Origin of the sequence: Paucibacter sp. M5-1, assembly GCF_027498415.2 — a bacterium.
Taxonomy (GTDB): domain Bacteria; phylum Pseudomonadota; class Gammaproteobacteria; order Burkholderiales; family Burkholderiaceae_C; genus Roseateles_E.
This window is the reverse complement of record NZ_JAPZLM020000001.1, coordinates 5,132,899-5,158,810: the sequence shown is the minus strand read 5'-3', so window position 1 is coordinate 5,158,810 and position 25,912 is coordinate 5,132,899. Positions and strand designations below refer to the sequence as shown.

20 protein-coding genes are annotated in these 25,912 nt (G+C 66.8%); 8 read left to right on the top strand and 12 right to left on the bottom strand.

All coding sequences use genetic code 11. The features are described from left to right. Positions 1-2: 2 nt before the first annotated feature. The 10 genes from O5M90_RS24475 to O5M90_RS24430 all read right to left on the bottom strand — a co-directional run bounded on the left by O5M90_RS24475 (position 3) and on the right by O5M90_RS24430 (position 10,435). On the bottom strand, positions 3-866 hold the full coding sequence (locus O5M90_RS24475; protein WP_269837756.1) for a polysaccharide biosynthesis tyrosine autokinase: 864 nt from the start codon (positions 864-866) through the stop codon (positions 3-5). 45 nt (positions 867-911) lie between these two features. Further along, positions 912-2,354: a chain length determinant protein EpsF gene (epsF, locus tag O5M90_RS24470; protein WP_137944095.1), complete on the bottom strand. Its 1,443-nt coding sequence runs from the start codon at positions 2,352-2,354 to the stop codon at positions 912-914. A gap of 47 nt (positions 2,355-2,401) precedes the next feature. Then, positions 2,402-3,241, bottom strand: coding sequence for a polysaccharide export protein EpsE (gene epsE / locus O5M90_RS24465; protein ID WP_269837757.1), 840 nt, complete (start codon positions 3,239-3,241; stop codon positions 2,402-2,404). A gap of 2 nt (positions 3,242-3,243) precedes the next feature. Continuing rightward, a complete protein-coding gene (locus O5M90_RS24460; RefSeq protein ID WP_440402407.1) occupies positions 3,244-4,242 on the bottom strand; it encodes an EpsD family peptidyl-prolyl cis-trans isomerase in 999 nt (332 codons plus the stop codon). A gap of 395 nt (positions 4,243-4,637) precedes the next feature. Further along, positions 4,638-5,369, bottom strand: a complete 732-nt coding sequence (ubiE, locus tag O5M90_RS24455; RefSeq protein ID WP_137944097.1) for a bifunctional demethylmenaquinone methyltransferase/2-methoxy-6-polyprenyl-1,4-benzoquinol methylase UbiE — start codon at positions 5,367-5,369, stop codon at positions 4,638-4,640. A gap of 13 nt (positions 5,370-5,382) precedes the next feature. Next, on the bottom strand, positions 5,383-5,796 hold the full coding sequence (locus O5M90_RS24450) for a gamma-butyrobetaine hydroxylase-like domain-containing protein (RefSeq protein WP_137944098.1): 414 nt from the start codon (positions 5,794-5,796) through the stop codon (positions 5,383-5,385). Between the two features lie 56 nt (positions 5,797-5,852). Beyond that, a complete protein-coding gene (locus tag O5M90_RS24445) occupies positions 5,853-6,224 on the bottom strand; it encodes a helix-turn-helix domain-containing protein (protein ID WP_137944099.1) in 372 nt (123 codons plus the stop codon). A gap of 27 nt (positions 6,225-6,251) precedes the next feature. Continuing rightward, positions 6,252-6,554, bottom strand: a complete 303-nt coding sequence (locus tag O5M90_RS24440) for a type II toxin-antitoxin system HigB family toxin (RefSeq protein WP_137944100.1) — start codon at positions 6,552-6,554, stop codon at positions 6,252-6,254. A 49-nt stretch (positions 6,555-6,603) separates the two neighbouring features. Continuing rightward, the gene (locus O5M90_RS24435; RefSeq protein ID WP_269837760.1) at positions 6,604-8,508 is read right to left on the bottom strand and encodes a PhoX family protein; all 1,905 of its coding nucleotides are present in this window, start codon (positions 8,506-8,508) and stop codon (positions 6,604-6,606) included. Positions 8,509-8,608: 100 nt separating this feature from the next. Next, positions 8,609-10,435 carry a S8 family peptidase gene (locus O5M90_RS24430; protein WP_269837761.1) on the bottom strand — a complete coding sequence of 609 codons (1,827 nt, stop codon included), beginning with the start codon at positions 10,433-10,435 and terminating at the stop codon, positions 8,609-8,611. Between the two features lie 304 nt (positions 10,436-10,739). On the opposite strand from O5M90_RS24430, the gene O5M90_RS24425 reads away from it, so the two are divergent. Beyond that, positions 10,740-12,767 carry a M13 family metallopeptidase gene (locus O5M90_RS24425; protein ID WP_269837762.1) on the top strand — a complete coding sequence of 676 codons (2,028 nt, stop codon included), beginning with the start codon at positions 10,740-10,742 and terminating at the stop codon, positions 12,765-12,767. Between the two features lie 4 nt (positions 12,768-12,771). Here O5M90_RS24425 and O5M90_RS24420 read toward each other — a convergent pair whose 3' ends face one another. Then, positions 12,772-13,209 carry an HIT family protein gene (locus tag O5M90_RS24420; RefSeq protein WP_269837763.1) on the bottom strand — a complete coding sequence of 146 codons (438 nt, stop codon included), beginning with the start codon at positions 13,207-13,209 and terminating at the stop codon, positions 12,772-12,774. A gap of 239 nt (positions 13,210-13,448) precedes the next feature. Between O5M90_RS24420 and O5M90_RS24415 the strand changes: the two genes are divergently transcribed. The 3 genes from O5M90_RS24415 to O5M90_RS24405 all read left to right on the top strand — a co-directional run bounded on the left by O5M90_RS24415 (position 13,449) and on the right by O5M90_RS24405 (position 17,202). Continuing rightward, positions 13,449-13,883 carry a hypothetical protein gene (locus tag O5M90_RS24415; protein ID WP_269837764.1) on the top strand — a complete coding sequence of 145 codons (435 nt, stop codon included), beginning with the start codon at positions 13,449-13,451 and terminating at the stop codon, positions 13,881-13,883. Between the two features lie 70 nt (positions 13,884-13,953). Further along, on the top strand, positions 13,954-14,943 hold the full coding sequence (locus O5M90_RS24410) for a Bug family tripartite tricarboxylate transporter substrate binding protein (protein ID WP_269837765.1): 990 nt from the start codon (positions 13,954-13,956) through the stop codon (positions 14,941-14,943). Between the two features lie 312 nt (positions 14,944-15,255). Further along, a complete protein-coding gene (locus tag O5M90_RS24405; protein ID WP_269837766.1) occupies positions 15,256-17,202 on the top strand; it encodes a methyl-accepting chemotaxis protein in 1,947 nt (648 codons plus the stop codon). A gap of 12 nt (positions 17,203-17,214) precedes the next feature. Here O5M90_RS24405 and O5M90_RS24400 read toward each other — a convergent pair whose 3' ends face one another. Next, positions 17,215-21,135 (bottom strand): DUF3683 domain-containing protein, encoded by a 3,921-nt coding sequence (locus tag O5M90_RS24400; RefSeq protein ID WP_440402526.1) that lies wholly within the window; start codon positions 21,133-21,135, stop codon positions 17,215-17,217. Positions 21,136-21,633: 498 nt separating this feature from the next. On the opposite strand from O5M90_RS24400, the gene ugpB reads away from it, so the two are divergent. From ugpB to O5M90_RS24380, 4 genes are all read left to right on the top strand, one after another. Continuing rightward, positions 21,634-22,941 (top strand): sn-glycerol-3-phosphate ABC transporter substrate-binding protein UgpB, encoded by a 1,308-nt coding sequence (gene ugpB, locus O5M90_RS24395; RefSeq protein WP_269837767.1) that lies wholly within the window; start codon positions 21,634-21,636, stop codon positions 22,939-22,941. 80 nt (positions 22,942-23,021) lie between these two features. Then, complete coding sequence (gene ugpA, locus O5M90_RS24390) at positions 23,022-23,909, top strand: sn-glycerol-3-phosphate ABC transporter permease UgpA (RefSeq protein WP_262971011.1); 888 nt, start codon at positions 23,022-23,024, stop codon at positions 23,907-23,909. Position 23,910: 1 nt separating this feature from the next. After that, entirely contained in the window at positions 23,911-24,765 is an 855-nt protein-coding gene (gene ugpE / locus O5M90_RS24385) for a sn-glycerol-3-phosphate ABC transporter permease UgpE (RefSeq protein WP_137944111.1), read from the top strand. A 76-nt stretch (positions 24,766-24,841) separates the two neighbouring features. Then, the gene (locus O5M90_RS24380) at positions 24,842-25,912 is read left to right on the top strand and encodes a sn-glycerol-3-phosphate import ATP-binding protein UgpC (RefSeq protein WP_137944112.1); all 1,071 of its coding nucleotides are present in this window, start codon (positions 24,842-24,844) and stop codon (positions 25,910-25,912) included.

Genomic DNA, 25,912 nt, shown 5'->3' with positions numbered 1-25,912 from the left:
GCTCAGAACTCGTTGAACACGACGCCGGCCAACACCGCCGGCGTTTCGGCCAGGTTGGCCACCAGGTCTTGCAGAGCCGGCACGCGGCCATGATCCTTGCGTGCCACCACCAGCGCGGCACCGCAGCGGGCGGCGATGACGGCCGCGTCGCTGCCGTAGCAGGCGGCTGGGGTATCGACCACCACATGATCAAACTTGCTCAACAGTTCGCGGATGAGCAAGCCGAACGCCGGCCGCTCCACCAGCTCGAGCGGATTCGGCGGCGTGATGCCCACCGGCAGCACGAACAGGCTGGGCACGCCGGCCACTTGCTGAATCACCTTGGCTTCGGCGCGACCGCTCAGGATGCCGGACAGACCGGCCTTGTTGTCCAGGCCGAACACCTCATGCTGGCGCGGATGACGCATATCGGCATCCACCAGCAAGGTGCGGCCGCCCAGCTGGGCCAGCACCACGGCCAGATTGGCGGCGAAGAAGGTCTTGCCGTCGCCCGAATCGGGGCTCACCACCGAGATCGCATGACGCTCCTGGCCTTCGTTGAACAGCCGCATCATCAGCTGGCTGCGGATGGCCCGGAAGCTTTCGGCCTGCACGCCGAAGGGCTGGTTCAGCGCCTTCAACTCGGGGCTGGCCTCGCGGCGCTCCTCGGGGGCGTAGGGATAGTGGAACTGCTGGCTCAGCGCGACCAGCACATCGTCGCTGCTGGCAAAGCCCAGCGCCACGGCGGCCTCGCCAAAGCGCACGCTGTGGTCGCGCTGGTGGCGCACGATCTTTTCCACCTGATCGGCGGACAGATTGCGCAGATCGGCCAGGATGCTGCCGATCGAGCGGTCAGCGATATTGGAATCTTGGGTGTCGACGTTCACGGGGCGGTCTTTCTGCACGGCTTGGTACGGTGATCGGGCGACAGGTCAGGTGCCGGTCTGATAGCCAGGAGCCGGCAGGCTGATGGCTCGCTGCTGACCAGGAAGGCCCAGTCCCACGGGGCGCGCAGGATTGAAGCGCTTGGCACCGGGGGCCGGCAAGGAACCCAGCACCGGCAGGCCCAGCGCGGCAACCGCATCTTCGGGATTGCGGACGCGGCGGTCGGTCATTTCCATCAACAGCGCGACGCCAACGGCCAGCAGCGACCCGAGGAAGACCGCCAGCAGCGTATTCAGCAGCATCTTGGGGCTGCTGTGCTGGGACGGCGGCTGGGCCACCGTCAGCACGCTGGCATAGCTCTGGGTGTTCTGGGCTTCCAGCGCTGACTGGTTCAGGCGCGCGACCAGGTTGTCATACACGCGCTGCGCGTTTTCCACTTCGCGCTGCAGCACCTGGCCCTCGTCGAGCACGGCTTTCATCTCCAGCATCTTGCTGCGCTGGGCATTCAGCGCCGCGCTCAGCTGGCCTTCACGCGACTTGTTGATGCTGTTGCTGACGGACACACCGCTGGTCACACGGCGCGTTTCCACGTCGATCTTGCTGCGCAGCTCGGCAATATTGGCTCGGGCCTCCAGCACCTGCGGGTGCTTGTCGCCCAGGCGCTGGGACAGTTCCTGCAGCTTGGCCTCATAGCGCGTCAGGTCCGCCTTCAGGCCACTGATCAGCGGGTTGTTCAGCACTTCCTGCAGGCGATCGCTCTGGTCGCCCCGGGCCTGGGCCTGGCGGCTGCTGCTCTCGGCGGAGATGCTTTGCGACTGCGTCAGCTGGCTGCTCAGCTCCGCGAGGCGAGCGCTCTCGATATCGAGCCGCTCGGGCGAGACGATGATGCCCTTGTCCTGCTGGAAGGCTGACAGGCGCTGCTGGGCGCGCTCCAGCGAGTCGCGGGCGTCCTTGGTCTGGGCCTGGAAGAAACTGTTGAACTGCCTGGCCGGGTCGGCGCGCAACTCCAGCGTGGTGGCGATATAGGCCTGGGCGAAGGCATTGGCCAGGCCGGCGGCGAACTGCGGAGATGGGCTCCTGTACTCGATGCTGATGACATTGCTCTGCTGGCTGGGCTTCACATCCAGGTACTTCTGCAGCAGCTCGATCAGGTACTGCTCGAAGGTCCCCTCACCCTTGGCTTCGGTCTGCCATTGCTCGCGGATGGCCGCGTTGTCCATCAGCTTGAGGTCGCGGATGACACGCAGCGCGACGCGCTCGCTCAGCAGGATGTCGGTCTGCGTGGCGATGAAGCCGGGCGTGGCCATGCCGGGAAACAAGGTCGCCGACACCGGGTCGGGCTTGATGTCGATCACCACGCTGGCGGTTCCCAGGTACTGCTTGGGCAGCAGCATGCTCACCACCACCGTGGTCGCGACCACCAAGCTGAACACCAACAGCGCCGCCCACTTGCGCGCGCGCAAGATCGACAAAAATTGTGCAAACGTCATTCCCAACTCCCTTATTCCGCCGGCCCCTGGCCCAGCGCGGTTCTAGATCAGAACAGGCTTTCCCTGACGTACACGACGTCGCCATCCTTCAGCGCCTCATCCATCGCTGCTTGCAAGATCTGGACCTTGCCGTCGGCGCCCTTGCGGTGCACGCGGATGCCCTTCTCGGTGCCGCGCTGGGTCAGACCACCGCCGGTGGCCAGGCTTTGCATCAGCGTCATGCCGCGTTCCAGGCGCATCGCGCCGGGGCGCTGCACCTCGCCGTAGATGTAGACCATGGGCGCGCGGTCGACCCACAGCACATCGCCGTTCTGCACCAGGATGTCCTGGCTGCGGCCGCCGGGGGCAAACAGTGCGGGTAGATCGATCTCGGTACGGAAGGCCTGGCCGTTGCGGGTGCCGCTCAGGATCACGATCTCGGCGCCGTTGGCGGCCACACCGCCGGCATTGGCCAGCAGATCGGTCAGCCGCATATCGGCCACCTCGATCGGGAAGCGGCCGGGGCGGTTGACCTGGCCCAGCACGCTGGCCTGGTTGCCCTTGACCTGGACCACAACGATGGTGACCTGAGGTTGCTTGACGAAGTTGCCATTGCGCAGGCCGTCGGCGATCAGCTTCTCGGCCTGGGTGACCGAGAGGCCACCGATCTTGATCGTGCCCAGCAGCGGGAAGCTCAGCACACCGGCCTCGGAGACGCGGGTCTCCAGCGTCAGGTCGGGGTTCTGGTAGACGCTGATGCGCAGCACATCGCCGGATCCGAGCCGGTATTCGGCGGTGGCGGTAGCGGGTGCGGCGGCGCTGGTCTGGGCCGAGGCCGGGGTGACGGCGCCGAACAGGCCGGCGGCGGCCAGGACGAGGGCGAGAAGTTGGGGCGAGCTGCGGTGCATCATTATTTGAGACCCATTCCCTTGGAGATGGTGTTGGCGTCCAGGCCGCTGGCGGCCGGGGCGGCCGGCGTGGCGACCGCGGCGGGGCTGGGCGTCGTCACCGCAGCGGGCGCTGCGGCAGCCGGCGGCGTGCCTTCGGCGAACTTGCCGACATATTCGATCTTGGCCGCTTCGCGCATGGCCTTCATTTCCTTCACGACCAGCTCGGACTTGCGCTGGTTGCTGAGGAATTGCTCGATGGCCGGACGGGCGCGGGCTTCGTCGACCGGCTGGCTGCGCGAGCCGACCAGGAACAGCACCTGCAGGCCGTTGGGCGCGGCGGTGACGGCGGAGTCGCCGTCCTTCATGCGGGCGATGGCGTCCAGGCTGGCCAGCGGCAGCTGCTCGGCGGCGCGCACGGCCTGGTTGCCGGCAAATCGAATATCGCTGGCCTTCAGATACTCGGCAAACTCGGCCATATTCTTGGCCGCCTGCAATTTGGCGCGAATCTCGGGAATCTGCTCGGGCTTGGCTTCGATGGCCAATTCCTGCAGGCTGTAAATACGGCGTTCCTTGAACAGCGCGGGTTTCTCGTTGTAATACTTTGAAACCTCCTCGGCCGTGGGTTTGGCCGCGCCTTCACCCAAGCGCTCCACATAGGCGCGCGCGATGATTTCGCGCTTGGCGGCTTCGACCTGCTGGACCACGCGCGGGTCGCGGTCGAGCTTCAGGTCTTCGGCCTTCTGCACCGCCAGTTCCTGCTCGATCAGGCGCTCCAGCACCTGCTTGCTGGCGGCCTCAGCCTGCTCGGGCTTCAGGCCTTGCTGGCGCTGCAGCACGAAGTTGATCTGATGAACGGTGATCTCTTCCTTGTTGACCTTGGCCGCCGTCTGCGAGGCCTTGTCCTTCTTGTCACCGCCGCCGCAGGCGGCCAGCAGCACGACCGCCACCGCTGCCAGGGCAATCGCGCTGGCACGCATGCCGCTCAGGCCGCGCGGCTGCTCTTGCTTCATCAGATTCATAGCTATGACTTTCTGTTTTTGGGCTCTCGGGTGAGAGCGTGCACCCCGGGCTCTCCGACGGCGCTATGTTGCAGCGCACAATGGCGCCCGGTGGCAGTCGGCGAGTGTAACTTTGCAAAATGACAATTGACTCCCCCCTAAGGCGTGATCCGGTTCCATATTGCTACAGGAAACCTGTTCGATCGCGCCCTCCCGGACCGCAGTCCAGCCGTCGGGAACCCCTCGTCATTGTTTTGTCAAACGCCGGGAAAACCCGGTGTTTCCGGCCTCTCCGGCATATTGTTGACCGGTCGGCTGAATGACTGATCCATTTAGTCACGCCGAGTTCCGGCCACCCCCGCGGATCGGGGGGTGGGTCAGATATCAGGAAGGTCGGCGGCCCGGAGCGGGCCAGCTCAGCACTTGATGCCGGCGTGCAGCGCGACGATGCCGGCGCTGAGGTTGTGCACGTCCACATGGCCGAAGCCGGCCGTCTTCATCATGGCCTTGAGTTCGGCCTGGGGCGGGTGCATGCGGATCGATTCGGCCAGGTAGCGGTAGCTCTCGGCGTCGCCGGCGATCATCTGGCCCAGCTTGGGCAGGATCTTGAAGGAGTACCAGTCATACGGCTTTTGCAGCGGCGCCGCCACCTTGGAGAACTCCAGCACCAGCAGGCGCCCGCCGGGCTTGAGCACCCGGCACATCTCGGCCAGGGCCTGGTCCTTGTGGGTCATATTGCGCAGGCCGAAGGCCACGCTGACCAGATCGAAGCTCTCGTTCTTGTAGGGCAGTTTCTCGGCGTCGCAGAGATTGGTGGGCAGCACCAAGCCCTCGTCGAGCAAGCGGTTGCGGCCCTGGCGCAGCATGGCCTCGTTGATGTCGGTGTGCACCACCATGCCGGTCTCGCCGACCTTCCTGGCGAAGGCGCGCGACAGATCACCGGTGCCGCCGGCGATGTCGAGCACGCGCTCGCCCGGCTTCAGATTGGCCACGGCCACCGTGTAGGCCTTCCAGGCCCGGTGCATGCCCATGGACATCAGGTCGTTCATCACGTCGTACTTGGAGGCGACGGAATCGAACACGCCGCGCACGCGGCTCGCCTTCTCGCGCTCGTCGACGGTCTGGAAGCCGAAATGGGTGCTGCTCATAGGTACTTATTCCTCAATGCGACGAACAGGCGCTGCCGCCCTTGGCCGGCATGGCATCGTCGCGACCCTTGCCGGCAGCGGCCAGCTTGGCCTCGTAGTCGGCCCAGAGCCGGGCCTGCTCGGCGCCGAGCTGGTAGAGATAGTCCCAGGAGAACAGGCCGCTGTCATGGCCGTCACTGAACTGCGGGCGGATCGCGTAGTGGCCGACCTGCTCCAGCGCCGTGATGCCCACCTCGCGCTTGCCGGTCTGCAGGGTTTCCTGGCCCGGGCCATGGCCCATCACCTCGGCCGAGGGGCTGTAGACGCGCATCAGCTCGAAGGGAATCGAGAAGCGCGCCCCGTCGGAGAAAGCGATCTCCAGCACCCGCGACTGCTGGTGCACGGTGATGTCGGTGGGTGTGGGGGAGTTGGGGGTGAGGCCGGCCATGGGTGAGACTGCTGCGCGAGCGAGGGCGCCAGTGTAGCCGGCATGAACTCGGTCGCTCAGGCCGGCGCCGACTCCCGGATCAGGCTTTCGGCCGGGATGCCCAGTCCCGCATGCAGGCGCCGTATCATCGCCAGGGTCAACGGGCGGCGCCGGTTCAGCACTTCGTAGACCCGGTTGCTGCGGCCAATCATCGGCTCCAGGTCGCGCGGGCTCAGGCCTTGCTGCTCCATGCGGAACTTGATGGCCTCGACCGGGTCCGGCGGCTCGATCGCATGATGCCGCGCCTCATAGGCCTGGATCAGGGTCAGCAGCACCTCGAAATAGGCGCCGGCCTCGCTGTCCGGGTCGGGCTCGTCATCGAAGAATGGCGCCACGGCGCGCAAGGCCTGTTCGTAGTCAGCCGGGGTGCGGATGGGTCGGATGTCCATGGTCTGCCTTTCTGGCGCGCTCTCTCTTCACTCGGTCTCGACGCTGGCGGCATCGATGGCGTCGTACTGCGCGTGGGTGCCGATGAACTTGATGTAGACCGCCTCATAGCGGTAGGCCACCGCAACCACCAGCCGGTACTGATTGCCCCTGATATTGAACACGACGCGTCGCCCTGCCAGAAAACTGGCACTGGCATAAGCTCGCTTGATATCTTGCGGCGTCAGCCAGCGGGCCTTGCTGGCCTCGTCGAACCAAGCCCTCAGCGCCTGCTCGGCATCGGGATGACGCAGCCAGAAATCCCGCAGCTGCTTGACAGCGATGACGCGCATGGCCGGAGTTTAGTCCCAAAATGGGACCCAACCCAAACAGCCCTGCCCTTCAGCTGCCTATCACCCCACCATCGAGCTTGCGCACCACCACGGTGGCCGAGCGGGGCCGGCCGTCGGGGCGCTGGTCGGGCCAGTTGGAGAAGCGGCGCGGCTGGGCCGGGTCGCTGCGCTCGCTGGGGCTCTCGCCCGGGTGCTGGATATTGATGAACATGGTGCGGCCATCGGGCGTCATCGTCGCGCCAGTGACCTCGCTGCCGGCCGGGCCGGTCAGGAAGCGCCGCACCTCGCCGCTGCGCGGATCGGCGGCCAGCATGCAGTTATTGCCCAGCCGGGCAAGATCGCCCTTGCCCATCGCCGAGGTGGACATGTCGGTCTGTATCCACAGCACGCCGCGCCCATCGACCCACAGGCCGTCGGGGCAGCCGAAGGCATCGCCCTTGATATTGCCTTTGGCCTCGGCACGCTCGTTGGCCGGGTCGCCGGCCAGCACGAAATGGTTCCAGGCGAGCGTCGTGGCGTCGAAATCGCCCTGCTCCTTCCAGCGGATGATGTGGCCCATGCTGTTGTTGGCGCGCGGATTGGCCGCATCGACGGCCGGCTGCTTGTCGCCGGCACGGTTGCTGTTATTGGTCAGCGTGCAGTAGACATAGCCCTCCTTGTCCACCGCGATCCACTCGGGCCGGTCCATCTTGGTGGCGCCCAGCAGATCGCTGGCCTGGCGGCTCTTGATCACGACCTCACCCTGGTCGGCGAAGCCGGCAGCGGCACTCAGCGGGCCCTGGCCCTGGCTCAGCGCCAGCCAGCGGCCCGTGCCATCGGCGTCGAAGCGAGCAACGTAGAGCGTGCCGTGGTCCAGCAACTCGCTATTGGCGGCCAAGCCCCCAGGGCGAATCTTGTCGCGGCTGACGAATTTGTAGATGTACTCAAACCGGGCGTCCTCGCCCATATAGACCACGGCGCGGCCGTCCTTGGTGACGGCCACCGTCGCGCCCTCATGCGCCGCGCGGCCCAGCGCGGTGCGCTTGATGGGCGTGCTGCTGGGGTTGAAGGGATCGATCTCGACCACCCAGCCGAAACGGTTGGGCTCGTTGGGATGCTTGACCGCGTCGAAGCGCTCGTCGTGCTCGTGCCAGCGGTAGCCGGCCGGGTCGCCCTTGCGCAGGCCCCAGCGGCGCTCGTGCGCATCGGGCGCGTCCGGACCCTTGAAGTAGTTGATGAAGTTTTCTTCGCAGGTCAGGTAGGTGCCCCAGGGCGTGATGCCGCTGGCGCAGTTGTTCAGCGTGCCCAGCACGCGGCGGCCGCTGGCGTCCTGCGCGGTCTTCATCAGCGCATGACCGGCGGCCGGGCCGGCCAGCTGCATCGGCGTGTAGGCGGTGATGCGGCGCGCCCAGGGCGAAGGCCGCACCAGTTCCCAGCGTCCGCTGGGCTGCTGCTGGACCTCGATCACCGAGACGCCGTGTGCGGCCTGGGCCTTGCGCACCTTCTGGGCATTCCAGCTCTGCATGCCGTCGGTGTGCAAGAGGCCGTCATCGCTGTATTCATGGTTCATCACCAGCAGGCCGGACTTGGAGCCCTCCTGGGCGAAGAAGTGGATGCCGTCGTGGTGCATGCCCAGCTGGGTTTCCTGCTGGGCCGCCGTGTTGCTGCCGTCGAAGCGAAAAGCGCTGTCCTCACCCGACAGCCCGACCGGCTCGCCCCAGGCGGCGATCACCTGGGCGCTGTAGCCCTCGGGCACGACGATGCTGTCGGCCGTCGACACCGGCACGCTCTTGAAACCCAGCAGCGGGCCTCCCAGGACCCCGCCGCTGGCGCAGCCGCCCAAGCCCAGCAGGCCGCCGAGGCCCAGACCCAGGCCGCCGCGCAGCAAGCTGCGGCGGGCCGGGTCGGAAACCTCGTGGATGCTGGTGTTGGCGCTGCGGTTGCTGTCTTCCATCGTCAGGAAATCCTTGGCCATTGCGGTCTGCCTCGTCTGGGTGGATGCCAAAACCGCGAGCTTGACCCGCCAACGATGACAAAACCATGACATACCGCGCCGACCAAGGCGCCATGACGACTTACCAGCTCAGGCTCAGCGAGTAGTTCACATTGGTGCTGCCGCTGTAGTAGTAGACCCGCACATAGAAGTTCTGCGTCGTGCTGCCGGCGTTGCGGTAGCTGGCGCTGTCGGTCAGGCCGACATCGCGCTCGCTGCGCGCGACCACGGTACCGGCGCTGTTGACGATGTGCAGGTCGTAGTCGGTGCTGCCATTGGGCATGGGCAGGCTGGCCGACAGTGTGCGCCCGGCCGGCAGACTGACGCGGAAGTAATCCGAGTCGGTGCTGCTGGACAGCACCGCGCGCAGACTGCGCGGCGCGGCCACCGCATTGGCCTGGGCCAGGCTGTTATTGGGCTCGACCTCGTCCAGCAACGGCGGGGGGCCGCTGATGGCCAGCACCGCCGCATGCGCGTCGAGCAGGCCGCTGCCGCACTGGCTGCAAGTGCCCGGGAAGGCGCGCGCGCTGCTCTTCAGCGCGGCGGCGATCTGGTCGGGCGTGGCGCTGGGCTTGGCGCTGAACATCAGGGCCGCGACCCCGGCCACATGGGGGGCGGCCATCGAGGTGCCTTGGTAGAAGGCGTAGTTGTCGGCGGCCGGCGTGCTGGTGCCGGTGTTCAGGGTGGACAGGATGCCGTTGCTGGTGCCCGCGCCGGTGTTGCCGCCGGGCGCGGCCAGCGCCACGACCGCGCCGTAATTGGAGTACGGGGCGCGCGCGCCGTAGCGGTCGGTCGCGGCCACCGTGACCACGCCCGAGCAGCTGGCCGGGCTGAAGTTGGCGGCATTGGCATTGGAGTTGCCGGCCGCCACCACCACCACCGAGCCGCGCGAGCGGGCCCCGTTGACAGCGCTCTGGGTCGTGCTGTCGCAGCTGCCGCCGCCGCCCAGTGACAGGTTCAGCACCTTGGCCGGCGTGGCATTGGCCGGCACGCCGGGCACGCTGCCGCCCGAGGCCCAGATGATGCCGTCGGCGATGTCCGAGGTGTAGCCGCCGCAGCGGCCCAGCACCCGCACCGTCTGCAGCTTGGCGTTGAAGGCAATGCCGGCAATGCCGGCCGCGTTATTGGTGCGCGCTGCGATGGTGCCGGCCACATGGGTGCCGTGCCAGCTGCTGTTGCGCGCACCGCTGCCGGCGCCGCACTGGCCGGCGCTGCTCCAGTCGCCCGGGTCGCTGGGGTCGGCGTCGCGGCCGCCGCCGTCATTGGCGGTGGGCACATTGGCGATCATGTCGTAGCCGGCCACGGTCTGGCCGGACAGATCGGCATGGGGGCGGATGCCGGTGTCGATCACCGCCACCACCACGCCGGTGCCGGTAGCCAGGTCCCAGGCGGCCGGGGCGCGGATGCCGCCGGTGGCTTCGAACAGATCCCATTGCTGGCTGTACTGGCTGTCATTGGGCGTCAGCAGCGCATACATCTTGCGGTCGGGCTCGGCGTACTCGATGTCCGGGTCCTCGGCCTTGAGCCGGGCCGCCAGCGCCTGCATCTCGGCCAGCGGCAGGGCGCGGTCCAGACCCATCACATGGGCGCCGACGCCGCTCTGGCGCAGCAGTTGCAGCTTCAGGCCGCGCTGCGAGACCAGGCCGCGAGCCCGCTCGACACGCTGGCTCAAGGTGCCGGCCTCCAGCACCCGGGCCCGGGCCACCAACTGGCCGCGCTCCAGCACGGCCTCACTGGCATCGCGGTACTTGATGATCAGGCGGTCGGTCTCGCTGCTCGGCACGGCGCGCAGCCCCGGGTCATCGGCCTCGGCGGCGGACTGGCCGGCCTGGGCGGCACCGGCAGCGGCCAGCGCCAGCGCCAGCAAGACCGGCTTGCGGCCGGCACGGAATCGACGAAGTGAGTGCATGAATGAAACTCTCCGAAGTCGGGCGCTTGGCCTTGCGCGGCATGACGCCCTGGCTGGCCCCCGGTGGGGAGCCTGATCTCCGCCAGAACGAGCGGATAGCCCGGCGGCGGCAGTGGCTTCCGCAGGCCGGTTCCGGACCCGACCCGCGAAAGTGGGCGCAGTGTAGGCACGCCAAACGGGCGCATATCGCCCACCTGTCAACCCTTGCAGGGCGGGCAAACCCGGGCGCCGGTGGCGGCCCCGATGGCCGACCGCGCTGCTTGCCGCTACGCTGGCCGGCTCATCCAAGATCGCACCAAAACCGATGCCACGCCTGACAAGAATCGCCGCCGCCCTGCTGATCGCCGGCACCTTCGCCCTGCCCTCGGCGCAGGCGCTGGACCTCAAGAATCTGTCGCCCGATGTTGCCCCCTGCAATGACTTTTACGAGTTTGTGAACGGCCGCTGGGACGCCGCCACGCCGCTGCCCGACGGCCGCGCGCGCATCGGCAGCTTCATCGATCTGCGCATCGCCAATGACGCCATCCTGCAGCAAGGCCTGGACGAGCTGATCGCCAAACCGGCGCTGCAGACCAGCCCGGGGCTGAAGGTCGTGGCGGCCTTCTATGCCAGCGGCATGGACCTGGCCGCCATCGAGGCCGGCGGTCTCAAGGCCTTGCGGCCGCTGCTGGCCCAGATCGCGGCGCTGCGCGGGCCGGCCGATCTGCCGGTGGCGCTGGCGGCGCTGAACCGGGTGCAGGTGGCGGCACCGCTGAACGCCTATGTCTGGCACGACCCCAAGGACACGCGCCGCCATGCGCTGATCTTTGCCCAGGCCGGCCTGGGCCTGCCCGACCGCGAGGACTATTTCAAGAGCGATGCGGTCTCGCTGCGCCTGCAGACCGCTTATCGCAGCTACGCCAAGACGCTGCTGGCGGCGGCCGGACTGCCGGCCGAGGCCGCCGATATCGAGGCGCTGATGGCTTTCGAGACCCGGCTGGCCGAGGCCTCGCGCACCCGCGTCAAGCTGCGCGAACCGAACGCCAACTACAACCCCTTCGATGCCAAGGCACTGGCGGCGGCCGCGCCGGGCTTCGACTGGGCCGCCTATCTGGCCGCCTACACCGGCCGGCCCGAAGGCGTGGCGCGTTTCATCATGGGCCAGCCCGAGTTCGCCCAGCGACTGGGCGAGCTGGCGACCGACGCCGCGCCAGCCGTCTGGCGCAGCTATCTGAGCCTGCGCCTGCTGGACGCCAGCGCGGCGCGACTGCCCAAGGTCTTTGCCGACGCGCATTTCACCTATCACGGCGCCGCCATTGCCGGGCTGAAGGCGCCGGCGCCGCGCAGCGAAGACGTGATCGTGAGCATCGGCGGGCGCACCGGCAGCGCGCCAGTGGGACTGGCCCTGGGCGAGCTGTTCGTGGCCAAGGCCTTCCCGGCCGAGGCGCAGGCGCGCTCGCTGCAACTGGTGGCCGATATCAAAGCGGCGATGCGCAGCCGCATTGAGGGCCTGGCCTGGATGAGCGCGCCGACCAAGCAGCGCGCGCTGGCCAAGCTCGACGCGATGGCCCTGAAGATAGGCGCGCCCGAGCGCTGGCCCGACTATGCCGGTCTGCAACTGACGGCCGATGACTACGCCGGCAATGCGCTGCGCGCCAGCGCCTGGCAGAGCGCCCAGCGCCTGGCCGATCTGGACCGGCCGGTGGACCGCTCGCGCTGGACCACCAGCCCGCACATCGTCAACGCCTTTGCCGGCGGGCTCAACGAGATCATCTTTCCGGCCGGCATCCTGCAGCCGCCCTTCTTCGACGCCCGGGCCGATGACGCGGTCAACTACGGCGGCATCGGCATGGTGATCGGCCACGAGATCACGCACCACTTCGACGACCGCGGCCGCCAGTACGACAGCGTCGGCAATCTGGCCGACTGGTGGACGCCCGAGGACGCGGCCGCCTACCAGGCCCGGGCCGCGCAGGTGGCCGCGCTCTACAGCGGCTATGAGCCGCTGCCGGGCCAGCGCATCAACGGCCAGCAGATGCTGGGCGAGAACATCTCCGACATCGCCGGCATGCCGATCGCCTTCGAGGGCCTGCAGCGCGCACTGGCCCGCAGCGGCGCCCGCGACAAGGTCGACGGCTACACGCCCGAGCAGCGCTTCTTCCTGTCCAACGCGCTGATCTGGCGCACCAAGATGCGCAACGAGCTGCTGATCAACCAGCTGCGCACCGGCCAGCACTCGCCGCCCAAGTACCGGGTGCTGGGCCCGATGTCCAATCTGCCGGCCTTTGCCCAGGCCTTTGCCTGCAAACCCGGTGACGCGATGGTGGCGGCCGAGCCGATCAGGGTCTGGTGAGGGCTCAGTCCGCGGCCGTCACGGCGGCCGCGATGGCCGCGTCCAGCGCCGGCAGGCGCTGACGCAGCACCGCCAGTCGGGCCTCATCGGCGGGGCGCTGAGCGCTGCCCCAGACCGGGTTCGGGTAGTGGCTGTCCCAGTCGAAGCGGGCGATCACATGCCAGTGCAGATGGGGCACGACATTGCCCAGGCTGGCGAGATTGATCTTGGTCGGGGCCAGGTCTTGCCTGAGCAGCCTCTCGATGCGGTTGACGGCTTCCATGCAGGCCAAGCGAGCGACGGCGTCGAGATCGCTGAACTCGGCCACATGGGCGCGCCAGATCAGGCGATAGAAGGCCGGGAACGCAGCATCGTCGGCGCGGATCACGCGCCAAAGTGGGGTTTGTGCGATCAGCAAGCCGCCGTCGTCGCGGCACAGGGGGCAGTCGGTGTGGATGTCCATGGCATGGGCACTTTAACCGGCCGCGCGACTTCATGACTTCCGGCACGGAAGGCCCGTCGCAGCGGGGTTTGTGACGAAATCAGTTCGTCGCGAAATCCGGTCGATCATCCTCCGGCTTTGGCATTTGGTCGCGGTGACCTTGGTCCGACCCCAGGGGCAACCCTAGGCTGTGCCCATGTTCCGGAGCCAGCGCTCCGGTTCTTCGCACCCACCGACAGCCATCGATCAAGGAGATCCCCATGACCAAGACCCTGTACCGCACACTGAGCGCCACCGCACTGGTTCTGCTCGCCGGCCTGGCCCAAGCCCAGTCTCAACCCGAGGGGCTCAAGCGTGTCGAAGTCAGCGGCAAGCAAGGCGAACCGGTGCGCCGCGATGTCAGCCGCAGCTGCCCGGGCGCCGCCGCCACGCTGCAAGACGCACTGGAAAAGTCCTGGTACCTCGAAGAGCAGGAGGCCACGGTGCGCGTCTCGTTCCGCCTGCAGGGCGAGGACACCACCGAGGTCAAGTCGCAGGGCGGGCCACTGGCCTACCGCACGGCCGTGCGCCGCGCGGTCAGCGGCATGCAGTGCACCAAGCAGGCCACGGACGGCCAGCTCTACAGTTTCGAGATCAGCTTCGTGGCGCCGAAAGACGAAGACGGCAGCTATCGCGTGGCGCTGCAGGAGAACTGACAGCGCAGTGCCGACGGTGGCCCTCTAAGATGGGCGGCACTGACTTGCCCCCTGCTGCCAAGGACCGCCGATGCCCGCTTCGCTGATCGCCCGCCGCCTGTGCTGCCTTGCCCCGTTTGGACTGGCTTTTTTGGCCCTGGCCCCGTCGGCGGCTCAGGCCGACACCTGGCCCAGCAAACCGATACGTTGGGTGGTGGCCTACCCGGCCGGCGGCGGTTCCGACTTTTTGGCGCGCCAACTCGCCCCGGCACTGGGCGCACAACTCGGCCAGACCCTGGTGATCGAGAACCGGCCCGGCGCCGGCGGCATGATTGGCACCGATGTGGCGGCCAAGGCGCCAGCCGATGGCTACACCCTGCTGACCGGCGACAACGGCGCGATGGTGTTCAACAGCGCGATGTACAAGAAGCTGCCCTATGCCCCCGGCGACTTCACGCCGGTGGGCTTCATGGCGCGCTTCCCGCTGATCCTGGTGGTGAATCCGAACTCCGGCTTCAGCAGCGCCCGCCAATGGCTGGACGAGGTGCGCAAGAGCCCCGGCAAGTACAGCTATGCCTCGCCGGGCATCGGCAGCCCGCACCATCTGGCGATGGAGCTGCTGAAGGAGCGCAGCGGCAGCTTCATCGTCCATGTGCCCTACCGCGGCACGGCCTTCTCGACCCAGGACCTGATCGCCGGCGTGCTGCCCATGGGCATTCTGGACACGGCCGCCGGCCTGCCGCATATCCGCGCCGGCAAGCTCAGGGCGCTGGCCGTGCTTTCGCCCAAGCGCGTGCCGCAACTGCCCGAGGTGCCCAGCTTTGCCGAGCTGGGGCTCAAGGGCGTGGACGTGGCGGCCTGGCAGGGATTGTTCGTACCCAAGGGCACGCCCGAGCCTATCGTCAAGCGGCTGACCGCCGAGATGCAGAAGGCCATTGCACTGCCCGAGGTCAAGGCCAGGCTGGAAGACTTCGGCCTTGAAGTGGCCCCCAGCGACGGTCCGGCGCTGGGCCGCTTCGTGCAGCAGGAAACCCAGTTCTGGCATGCGCTGATCCGGGAGCGCAAGCTCGCGGCCGACTGAACGACGGGCCTGCAAATTTTTCACGGATTGATCGAGATCAAGCCACGAGATCCGGGTTTCCGATAGCTCCGCGCCCCCGGGGCGGGGCGATTGCCGTACATTGCGCCCTTGCCCGATCGGGCGAGTGCGAGGCGCGGACCGCGCCTCTCTTCCAAGCACCAGCGCCAGCCGCATAGACAAGGCGAGCACGCCCTCAGGGCTCGTTCTGCGGCATAGCACCGATCCCCATGCATAGACCCCGCTGAGCCCACCCGGCTGCAGCGAGAGCCGCGCGTGCGCATCGCAATGCCTGGCTCGCCACCGAAGAGCATCATGAGAATCGACAACTCCGACCCCCGTGCATCGACCCTGGGCTACGCCAGCGTGGCGCGCCGCGTCTCGCTGATCAGCTGCCTGGGCATCGCCACCCTGCTGATCGCCATTTGCACGCTGATCTCCTGGCTGCTGACCGAGCAGGCGCGCCAGCGCAGCGTCGACTACATGGCCAGCGAGGCCGCCGCCGTCGCGCGGGTGGCCGATGCGCTGGACCGCACCGCCCGCCAATCCGCCGACCGCCTCTACGCGGTGCTGGCCGCCGAGCTGACCGGCAGCTTCGCGCTGCAGGGCGAGGCCGAGCTGACGCACGAGGGCCAGGCCCTGGCTGGCGAGCTGGGTCTGGTGGATCGCTTCAGCGCCAAGACCGGTGGCGTGGCCACCATCTTCGCGCGCAAGGGCGAGGACTTCATGCGCGTCACCACCTCGCTGACCAAGCAGGACGGCTCGCGCGCGATGGGCACCCTGCTGGGCAGCCAGCATCCGGCCTTCGCCAAGATGATGGCCGGCGGCAGCTATGTGGGCCCGGCCACGCTGTTCGGTGTGCCCTTCATGACGCGCTACCAGGCCATCAAGGACGCCCAGGGCCAGGTGGTCGGCATCCTCTTCGTCGGCTTCGACATGCGCGGCCTGCAGCAGGAACTGGTGGCGATGGCCCAGGCCGTGAAGCTCTACGAGAGCGGCGGCCTCTACATCATCGACCCGGCCAAGTCGGCCGCCGACGCCTATCTGCGCGCCCATCCGAGCGCCCAGGGCAAGAAGCTGGCCGAGCTGTTACCGGGTGGTGCCGAGGGCCTGCTGAAGGCGCTGGCCGAGGCGCCCAAGGGCCTGCTCAGCGAGGCCCCGGCCCTGTACAACGACAAGCACGACGACGCTTTCGCGGTCGCGCAGCGCAGTGAGGGCACCGGCTGGTGGGTGGTGGCCGAGGCCTCGCAATCGACCGCGCTGGCCGCGCACTACCGCTCGCTGCAGGCCTTGTGGGGCCTGATGATGCTGGCCGTGCTGGTGCTGGGCCTGGGCATCACCGCGCTGCTGCGCCGCTGGGTGGGCCAGCCGCTGGAAGCGCTGAACGGCGCGGTGCAGGCGATTGCCGATGGTGATCTGACCCAGCCGGTCGGCGTCGCGCGCCGGGACGATATCGGCGCGCTGGCGACCGGCGTGGAAACCATGCGCCAGCAGCTCGCGGGCACGATTGCCGAGGTTTCGCGCGCCAGCGACCAGATCGGTCTGGCCAGCGCCGAGGTGGCGGCCGGCAGCCGCGATCTGTCGCAGCGCACCGAGCAGTCGGCCAGCCGCCTGCAGGAGACGGCCGGCGCGATGGAAGAGCTGTCCGGCTCAATGAGCCAGACGGCGGCCGCCGCCGAGCAGGCGCATCAGTTCGTCGGCGCGTCCGACCAGGCGGCCGAGCATGGCGGGCAGGTGGTGGCGCAGGTGGTGCAGACCATGGAGCAGATCCGCGGCGCCAGCGCCCAGATCGCCGAGATCACCGGCACCATCGACTCGATCGCCTTCCAGACCAATATCCTGGCGCTGAACGCCGCCGTCGAGGCGGCCCGCGCCGGCGAGCAGGGGCGCGGCTTCGCGGTGGTGGCCAGCGAGGTGCGGGTGCTGGCGCAGCGCAGCGCCGAGGCGGCCAAGCAGATCCGCAGCCTGATCAGCAGCAGCGGCGAGAAGGTCGAGTCCGGTGCCCGCCTGGTCGGCGAGGCCGGCACGGCGATGCAGGAGATCCTGGGCAGCGTCAAGCGCGTGGCCGGCATCATCGGTGAGATCTCGACCGCCGCCCGCGAGCAGGCCATCGGCGTGGGCCAGATCAACGCGGCCGTGGCCGATCTGGATCAGGGCACGCAGCAAAACGCGGCCCTGGTGGAGCAGAGCACGGCCGCCGCCGAGAGCCTGCAGGAGCAGGCCGACAAGCTGGTGCAGCAGGTCGGCCGTTTTCGCGTCTGATCAGCCGCCCGTTCAGACCAACACGCGCTCGATGCCGCCGGCGTTGGCCTTGGCCACGTACTCCGGCATCCAGTCCTTGCCGAGGATCTGGTTGGCCATCTCGACGACGATGTAGTCGGCTTCCAGCAGGCCGTTCTGCAGGTCGCCGCCATAACGGCTCAGGCCCTGCAGGCAACTCGGGCAGGAGGTCAGGATCTTCAGGTTCTCGGCCGCGGCAACCTTGCCGCTCTCGCGCAGCTGGGTCTCGGTCTTGCGCAGCTCATCCTCCTTGCGGAAGCGGATCTGGGTCGAGATGTCGGGGCGGGTCACGCCCAGCGTGCCGCTCTCGCCGCAGCAGCGCTCGCTCTTGACCACCTCGGGGCCGACCAGGGCCTTGACCGTCTTCATCGGGTCCTGCAGCTTCATCGGGCTGTGGCAGGGGTCGTGGTACAGGAAGGCCTGCTTGCTGTCGAGCGTGATGCCCTTCTCCAGCAGGTATTCGTGGATGTCGATGATGCGGCAGCCGGGGAAGATGTCCTCGAACTTGTAGCCCTGCAGCTGGTCATAGCAGGTGCCGCAGCTCACCACCACGGTCTTGATGTCCAGGTAGTTCAGCGTGTTGGCGACGCGGTGGAACAGCACCCGGTTGTCGGTGATGATCTTCTCGGCCTTGTCGAACTGGCCCGAGCCGCGCTGCGGGTAGCCGCAGCACAGATAGCCCGGCGGCAGCACGGTCTGCACCCCGGCATGCCAGAGCATGGCCTGGGTCGCCAGGCCCACCTGGCTGAACAGGCGCTCCGAGCCGCAGCCCGGGAAATAGAACACCGCCTCGGTCTCGGCCGTCGTCGCCTTGGGGTTGCGGATGATGGGGACGTAGTCCTTGTCTTCGATATCCAGCAGCGCCCGCGCGGTCTTCTTCGGCAGGCCGCCCGGCAGCTTCTTGTTGATGAAGTGGATCACCTGCTCCTTGATCGGCGCGGCACCCAGGGTCGCGCGCGGCGCGGCGGTCTGCTTCTTCGCAAAAGTCTTCAGCAGGTCGTGGGCCAGGCGCTGGGCCTTGAAGCCCACGCCCACCATCGCGCTGCGGGCCAGCTTGATGGTCTCGGGATTGGTGGCGTTGAGCATCAGCATTGCGGCGGCATTGCCGGGGCGCCAGCTCTTCTGGCCCATCTTGCGCAAGAGATTGCGCATATTCATCGTCACATCGCCGAAGTCGATCTTGACCGGGCAGGGATTCGCGCATTTGTGGCAGACCGTGCAATGGTCGGCCACATCCTCGAACTCCTGCCAGTGCTTGATCGAGACGCCGCGGCGGGTCTGCTCCTCGTAGAGGAAGGCCTCGACCAAGAGCGAAGTCGCCAGGATCTTGTTGCGCGGGCTGTAGAGCAGATTGGCGCGCGGCACATGAGTCGCGCAGACCGGCTTGCACTTGCCGCAGCGCAGGCAGTCCTTGACGCTGTCGGCGATCGCACCGATATCGCTCTGCTGCATGATCAGCGACTCATGGCCCATCAGCCCGAAGCTCGGGGTGTAGGCATTGGTCAGATCGGCATAGGTGGTCAGCGACTCGGGGCCGCCCAGGCGCAAGAGCTTGCCCTTGTTGAAGCGGCCCTCGGGGTCGATCCTGGCCTTGTAGTCGGCAAAGGGCGCCAGCTCCGCGTCACTGAGGAACTCCAGCTTGGTGATGCCGATGCCGTGCTCGCCCGAGATCACGCCGTCCAGGCTGCGTGCCAGCTTCATGATGCGGGCAACGGCTTCGTGCGCCGTCTGCAGCATCTGGTAGTTGTCGGAGTTGACCGGGATATTGGTGTGCACATTGCCGTCGCCGGCATGCATGTGCAGCGCCACCCAGACCCGGCCGCGCAGCACTTCCTTGTGGATGCGTTTGCATTCGTCCAGGATCTGCGCGAAGGCGCCGCCGCTGAAGATGTCCTGCAGCGGCTTGAAGATCTGGGTCTTCCACGAGGCCCGCAGGCTGTGGTCCTGCAGCTGGTCGAAGAAGCTGCGTTCCTCGCCACGGGCTATATCCAGCTCCTGCATCCACTGCTGCCACTGCGCCCGCACCTCGGCCAGCAGGCTCAGCGCCTGCGCGACGCGGTCGCCGAGCAGCTCGGCGCTGGGGATCTCGCTGGCATCGTCGGTCTTGCCCAGCGGCAGATTGCCGCGCTCGAAAAAAGCCTGCAGCTCGTCCACCAGGGCCAGCTTGTTGCGCAGCGAGAGCTCGATATTGATGCGCTCGATGCCCAGCGTGTACTCGCCCATGCGCGGCAAGGGGATCACGACGTCCTCGTTCACCTTGAAGGCATTGGTGTGCTTGGAGATTGCGGCGGTGCGCTTGCGGTCCAGCCAGAACTTCTTGCGCGCATCGGCGCTGATCGCGACAAAGCCCTCGCCGCTGCGGCCATTGGCCAGGCGCACGACTTCGGAGGTCGCCCGCGCAACGGCATCGGCGTCTTCGCCGACGATGTCGCCGACCAGCACCATCTTGGGCAGGCCGCCGCGCTTGCTCTTGGTGGCGTAACCCACCGCCTTCAGATAGCGGTCGTCCAGATGCTCCAGGCCCGCAAGAATGGCGCCGCCGGGCTTTTGCGCCTCGGCAAACATGAAGTCGCGGATCTCGACGATGGAGGGCACGCAGTCCTTCGGGTTGCCGAAGAACTCCAGGCAGACGGTGCGCACATGGGCCGGCATCTTGTGCACGACCCAGCGGGCGCTGGTGATCAGGCCGTCGCAGCCCTCTTTCTGGATGCCGGGCAGGCCGGCCAGGAACTTGTCGGTAACGTCCTTGCCCAGGCCCTCCTTGCGGAAGGTGCGGCCAGGGATGTTGAGAACCTCGGTGCGCTCGAGCTTCTTGCCGCTGGCATCGAAATAGCGCAGCTCGAAGCTGGCCGTCTCCACATCATGGATCTTGCCCAGATTGTGGTTGAGCCGGATGACCTCCAGCCACTTCGCCTCGGGCGTGACCATGCGCCAGCTGGCCAGATTGTCCAGCGCCGTGCCCCACAGCACGGCCTTCTTGCCGCCGGCATTCATCGCCACATTGCCGCCGACGCAGCTGGCCTCGGCCGAAGTGGGATCGACAGCGAACACATAGCCATGCTGCTCGGCCAGGTCGGCCACGCGCTGGGTGACGACGCCGGCCTCGCTCCAGATCGTCGCGACCGGCTTGTCGACGCCGGGCAGCGCCATCACCTCGACGCCGCGCAGCGCTTCAAGCTTCTCGGTATTGATGACCGCGCTGTTCCATACCAGGGGCACGGCGCCGCCGGTATAGCCGGTGCCGCCGCCGCGCGGGATGATGGTCAGGCCCAGCTCGATGCAGCCCTTGACCAGATGGGCCATCTCGGCCTCGGTATCCGGGGTCAGCACGACAAAGGGGTACTCGACCCGCCAGTCGGTCGCATCGGTCACATGCGAGACGCGCGACAAGCCGTCGAACTTGATATTGTCCTTGGCGGTGCGCTTGCCCAGCAGCTTGGTGGCGCGGCGACGCAGCTCGGCCACCTCGTCGAACTGGCTGGAAAAATGCTGCACCGCCCGGCGCGCGGCCGCCAGCAGCTCGCCCACCGAGGCGTCGCGCTGCGGATCGCTGGCCGGATCGCGGCGCTTCTCGACCTCATGCAGCCGATGGTTCAGCGCTTCGATCAACTGGCCCCGGCGCTTCGGGTTGTCCAGCAGATCGTCCTGCAGATAGGGGTTGCGCTGCACCACCCAGATATCGCCCAGCACCTCGTACAGCATGCGGGCCGAGCGGCCGGTGCGGCGCTCCTCGCGCAAGCGGTTCAGCAGCTCCCAGGCACGCGTGCCCAGCAGACGGATCACGATCTCGCGGTCGGAGAAGGAGGTGTAGTTGTAGGGAATCTCGCGCAGCCGGGCGGCGTGCGGGGCGTCCTCGTGGCCGGCGGCGGCGGTGTGGGTCGGGTCGACAGGCATCAGCGGATGCGGTGCATTCATGGCGGCCAGGCGCTTGCGCACCCTTGGTTGGCCGGGCAGCCGGTCAAGGCGGAACACCCGGCGAAAGCTGGAAATCTCTCGTTCGATCTGCATCGACGCGCCAGGCTTGTGACCTGCTGGCGGGGATGCGGGCGGCAGCCTCATCAGGTGCGCACACCGGCATGACACCGGCAGCCAACCCCACTCGCGTCGGGTCCGTGATCCTACCGCAGTGCAACATGCCCGCCCTGCGCACGGCCGAGAGCCCTTGTCGAACAGGCCTGTTTGGGGCGGCTTGGAGACGCGGATGTGGCGCGCACGCCAATGGCGGCGCACCAAATGATGGCGCCGATGCCATCTTCAGGCGCATCGGGCACCACACCCGGGCCGGGCCCTATTGCCCGGACGCGGCGACCATGTCACAACACGGATGTCACAATTGACACATAAGCTTGTTGGCTCATGCTGTGATCCAGATGATCCACACCAGCCCTGTCGAATAACGGAGCATCCAAGACAATGAAAGCACAACACCTCGTCGCCGCGCTGCTGGCCGCCGGCCTTGCCAACGGTGCGCAAGCACAGACCGAAGTCCAATGGTGGCATTCCATGGGCGGCGCCCTGGGTGACTGGGTCAATGACCTGGCCAAGGATTTCAACGCCAGCCAGAAAGATTACAAGATCGTGCCCACCTTCAAGGGCAGCTATGACGAGTCGATGACGGCCGCGATCGCCGCCTTCCGCGCCGGCAATGCACCGCACATCCTGCAGGTCTTTGAGGTCGGCACGGCCACGATGATGGCCAGCAAGGGCGCCATCGTGCCGGTCGGCGAGGTGATGAAGAACGCCGGCGCCAAGTTCGACCCGAGCGCCTATGTGCCTGCCGTGGCCGGCTACTACACGGCCCCCAACGGCCAGATGCTGAGCTTCCCCTTCAACAGCTCGACCACCGTGCTGCACTACAACAAGGATGCGCTGAAGGCCGCCGGCGTCGACCCCAACAGCCCGCCCAAGACATGGTCCGAGGTGGCACTGGTGGCAGCCAAACTCAAGGCCAGCGGCCACAAGTGCCCCTTCACCACCAGCTGGCAGAGCTGGACCCAGCTGGAGAGCTTCTCGGCCTGGCACAACGTCGAGTTCGCCACCAAGGGCAACGGCTTCGGTGGCTTGGACACCCGCCTGGCCTTCAACACCCCGCTGCACGTACGCCATATCGAGAACCTGGCCAATATGGCAAAGCAGGGTCTGTTCGTCTATAAGGGCCGCGGCAATGCGGCCGATGCCACCTACGTCTCGGGCGAGTGCGCGATGACCACAGGCTCGTCGGCGCTGTACGGCAATACCAAGCGCAATGCCAAGTTCGCCTTCGGCATCTCCAGCCTGCCTTACTACCACGATGTGCCCGGAGCACCGCAGAACACCGTGATCGGTGGCGCCAGTCTGTGGGTGATGTCGGGCAAGAAGGCCGAGGAGTACAAGGGCGTGGCCCAGTTCTTCGCCTTCCTCTCCAGGCCTGAGGAGGCCGCCAAGAGCCATCAGCGCACCGGCTACCTGCCGCTGACCAAGGCCTCCTACGACCTGACCGAGAAGAGCGGTTTCTACAAGGCCAACCCCGGCACCGACGTGTCGGTCGAACAGATGATCCGCAAGACCACCGACAAGTCGCGCGGCATCCGCCTGGGCAACTTCGTGCAGATCCGCACCATCGTCGACGAGGAAATGGAACAGGTCTGGGGCGGTAAGAAGAGTGCCAAGGAAGGCCTGGACGCTGCGGTGAAGCGCGGCAACGAGCAGTTGGAGCGTTTCCAGAAAGCCAATAAAGGCTGAGCGCCACGCTTGAATGATCGATAGAACCCGCCGCCCTGGGACACCGGGGCGGCGGGTTGATGCTTTTGGGAAGGGACATCATGTCCGTAGAAAAACGCGTGCTTTTCAAGTCGGGTTGGCTGCCCTGGGTGCTGCTTGCACCACAGGTCATCGTCATCACCGTGTTCTTTTTCTGGCCGGCCGGCCAGGCGCTGCTGCAATCGCTGCAGCAGCAGGATGCCTTCGGCATGTCCACCGAGTGGGTGGGACTGCAGAACTTCCGCCAGCTCTTCAGTGACGAGAGCTATCTGGCCTCGTTCAAGATCACCGCCCTGTTCTCCGCCTTGGTGGCCGTCTGCGGCCTGACCATCGCGCTCCTGCTGGCCGTGATGGCCGATCGCGTAATCAAGGGCGCGATGGCCTACAAGACGCTGCTGATTTGGCCCTATGCCGTGGCGCCGGCGGTCGCGGGCGTGCTGTGGCTGTTCATGTTCGCGCCGTCAATCGGCGTGGTCTCTTACATGCTGCAAGCCGCCGGCATGGACTGGAACCACTTGCTCAATGGCAACCATGCAATGACGCTGATCGTGGTCGCTGCGGTCTGGAAGCAGATTTCCTATAACTTCCTGTTCTTCCTGGCGGGCCTGCAGTCGATCCCGAAATCGCTGATCGAGGCCGCCGCCATTGACGGCGCCAGCCCGGCCCGGCGCTTCTGGACCATTGTGTTCCCGCTGCTCTCGCCGACCACCTTCTTCTTGCTGGTGATCAACGTTGTGTACGCCTTCTTCGACACCTTCGCCATCGTCGACGCGACCACCCATGGTGGCCCCGGCAAAGACACGTCCATCCTGGTCTACAAGGTCTACTACGACGGCTTCAAGGCCATGGACCTGGGCGGCTCGGCCGCGCAATCGGTGGTGCTGATGGTCGTGGTGATTGCGCTCACCGTGCTTCAGTTCCGTTTTGTCGAGAAGAAAGTGCAGTACTGAGATGGTCGAAAAACGCCCCGCCCTGACCCTGCTGGCTCATCTGACGCTGATACTCGGCGTGCTGATCGTGGCCTTCCCGGTCTACCTGACCTTTGTAGCTTCAACACAAAGCTCCGAGCAGATCGCGCAGAGCCGACCACTCTCGCTGCTGCCTGGCGAGCATTCTCTGGAGACCTGGAAGCTTGCGCTGTTCGGCGGCAAGACCAGCGCCGGCAGCACGATTCCGGCGGCTTTGCCGATGCTGAAGGTCAGCCTGATCAGCGCCTTGGTGATCTCCATCGGCAAGATCGCCATTTCGCTGCTGTCGGCCTTTGCCATCGTCTACTTCCGCTTCCCCTTCAAGCAGTTCTTCTTCTGGGCCATCTTCGTGACGTTGATGCTGCCGGTCGAGGTGCGCATCGGTCCAACCTACCAAGTCGTCTCCGACCTGGGCATGCTCAACAGCTATGCCGGCCTGACCGTGCCGCTGATCGCGTCGGCCACAGCCACCTTCTTGTTCCGCCAGTTCTTCATGACGGTGCCGGATGAGCTGGTCGAGGCCGCGCGCATGGACGGCGCAGGGCCGATGCGCTTCTTCAAGGATGTGCTGCTGCCGCTGTCACGCACCAGCATTGCCGCGCTCTTCGTGATCCAGTTCATCTACGGCTGGAACCAGTATCTGTGGCCCTTGCTGGTCACCACGCAGGAGGATATGTACCCGGTCGTGATGGGCATCAAGCGCCTCGTCTCCGGCGAATCCTATACAGAGTGGAACGTCGTGATGGCCACCGCGCTGCTGGCGATGATCCCGCCGGCCCTGGTCGTGATGCTGATGCAGAAGTGGTTCGTTAAGGGCCTGGTGGACACCGAAAAATGATCGCTTGCGGGACGTAGCGCCGCGCTGCGGCAAGCGCTCTCCCCAGCTGACTAGAGAACAAAATAGAGCAAACAAGATGGCAAGCATTTCCCTTCGCAATGTGGTCAAGCGTTATGGCCACGGCCCCAAGGCCAATCAGGTCATCCACGGCGTCAACGCCGAGATCAAGGACGGCGAGTTCATCGTCATCGTCGGCCCCTCGGGCTGCGGCAAGAGCACCTTGCTGCGCATGGTGGCGGGGCTGGAGGAGATCTCCGGCGGCGAGATCGCCATCGGCCCGCGCGTGGTCAACGACATCGAGCCGGCCGAGCGCGATATCGCGATGGTGTTCCAGAACTACGCGCTCTACCCTCATATGAGCGTGTTCGAGAACATGGCTTACGGCCTGAAGATCAAGAAGGTGCCGATCGCCGAGATCAAGACCCGCGTCGACAAGGCCGCCAAGATCCTTGAGCTGGGCCATCTGCTGGACCGCACGCCTCGCGCCTTGTCCGGCGGCCAGCGTCAGCGGGTCGCGATGGGCCGTGCCATCGTGCGCAACCCGCAGGTCTTTCTGTTCGACGAGCCGCTATCCAATCTGGACGCCAAGCTGCGCGCCCAGACCCGTCTGGAGATTCAGAAGCTGCACCGCGAGCTGGGCGTGACCTCGCTCTTCGTGACCCATGACCAGGTCGAGGCCATGACCCTGGCCCAGCGCATGATCGTGATGAACGGCGGCCATATGGAGCAGATCGGCACGCCCGAGGAGGTCTACCAGCGCCCTGCCACCACCTTCGTCGCCAGCTTCATTGGCTCGCCGCCTATGAATCTGCTGAAGGGCCAGGCCAAGGGCAACAGCTTCACGGTCGGCGGCATCACCCTGGCCCTGCCGGCCCCCGCGCCGCGCGATGGCGAGCTGATCCTGGGCCTGCGCCCCGAGCATCTGGACCACTGGAATGCCAGCAGCGGCTGGCCCCTGAAGGTCGAGATGATCGAGATGCTGGGCGCCGAGCGCCTGGTCTATGGACGGCTGGGCAGCGAGCAGTTCACCCTGCGCATCGACGGCACCCTGGTGCCGCCGGCGGTCGGCGACATGCTGATGCTGGAGCTCAGCGACAAGCAGCTGCACTGGTTCGACGCGCAGACGCAAAAGCGCGTCGGGAGCTGA

What these genes read in the sequence shown, in the direction of transcription:
- ugpA (WP_262971011.1), top strand. Translation starts at nt 23,022, where the DNA reads ATGTCCGTAGAAAAACGCGTGCTTTTCAAGTCGGGTTGGCTGCCCTGG.
- ugpE (WP_137944111.1), top strand. Translation starts at nt 23,911, where the DNA reads ATGGTCGAAAAACGCCCCGCCCTGACCCTGCTGGCTCATCTGACGCTG.
- O5M90_RS24410 (WP_269837765.1), top strand. Translation starts at nt 13,954, where the DNA reads ATGCCCGCTTCGCTGATCGCCCGCCGCCTGTGCTGCCTTGCCCCGTTT.
- ugpB (WP_269837767.1), top strand. Translation starts at nt 21,634, where the DNA reads ATGAAAGCACAACACCTCGTCGCCGCGCTGCTGGCCGCCGGCCTTGCC.
- O5M90_RS24380 (WP_137944112.1), top strand. Translation starts at nt 24,842, where the DNA reads ATGGCAAGCATTTCCCTTCGCAATGTGGTCAAGCGTTATGGCCACGGC.
- O5M90_RS24440 (WP_137944100.1), bottom strand. Translation starts at nt 6,554, where the DNA reads ATGCGCGTCATCGCTGTCAAGCAGCTGCGGGATTTCTGGCTGCGTCAT.
- O5M90_RS24445 (WP_137944099.1), bottom strand. Translation starts at nt 6,224, where the DNA reads ATGGACATCCGACCCATCCGCACCCCGGCTGACTACGAACAGGCCTTG.
- O5M90_RS24460 (WP_440402407.1), bottom strand. Translation starts at nt 4,242, where the DNA reads ATGAATCTGATGAAGCAAGAGCAGCCGCGCGGCCTGAGCGGCATGCGT.
- O5M90_RS24435 (WP_269837760.1), bottom strand. Translation starts at nt 8,508, where the DNA reads ATGGCCAAGGATTTCCTGACGATGGAAGACAGCAACCGCAGCGCCAAC.
- O5M90_RS24415 (WP_269837764.1), top strand. Translation starts at nt 13,449, where the DNA reads ATGACCAAGACCCTGTACCGCACACTGAGCGCCACCGCACTGGTTCTG.
- O5M90_RS24420 (WP_269837763.1), bottom strand. Translation starts at nt 13,209, where the DNA reads ATGGACATCCACACCGACTGCCCCCTGTGCCGCGACGACGGCGGCTTG.
- O5M90_RS24425 (WP_269837762.1), top strand. Translation starts at nt 10,740, where the DNA reads ATGCCACGCCTGACAAGAATCGCCGCCGCCCTGCTGATCGCCGGCACC.
- O5M90_RS24430 (WP_269837761.1), bottom strand. Translation starts at nt 10,435, where the DNA reads ATGCACTCACTTCGTCGATTCCGTGCCGGCCGCAAGCCGGTCTTGCTG.
- ubiE (WP_137944097.1), bottom strand. Translation starts at nt 5,369, where the DNA reads ATGAGCAGCACCCATTTCGGCTTCCAGACCGTCGACGAGCGCGAGAAG.
- O5M90_RS24405 (WP_269837766.1), top strand. Translation starts at nt 15,256, where the DNA reads ATGAGAATCGACAACTCCGACCCCCGTGCATCGACCCTGGGCTACGCC.
- epsF (WP_137944095.1), bottom strand. Translation starts at nt 2,354, where the DNA reads ATGACGTTTGCACAATTTTTGTCGATCTTGCGCGCGCGCAAGTGGGCG.
- epsE (WP_269837757.1), bottom strand. Translation starts at nt 3,241, where the DNA reads ATGCACCGCAGCTCGCCCCAACTTCTCGCCCTCGTCCTGGCCGCCGCC.
- O5M90_RS24400 (WP_440402526.1), bottom strand. Translation starts at nt 21,135, where the DNA reads ATGAATGCACCGCATCCGCTGATGCCTGTCGACCCGACCCACACCGCC.
- O5M90_RS24450 (WP_137944098.1), bottom strand. Translation starts at nt 5,796, where the DNA reads ATGGCCGGCCTCACCCCCAACTCCCCCACACCCACCGACATCACCGTG.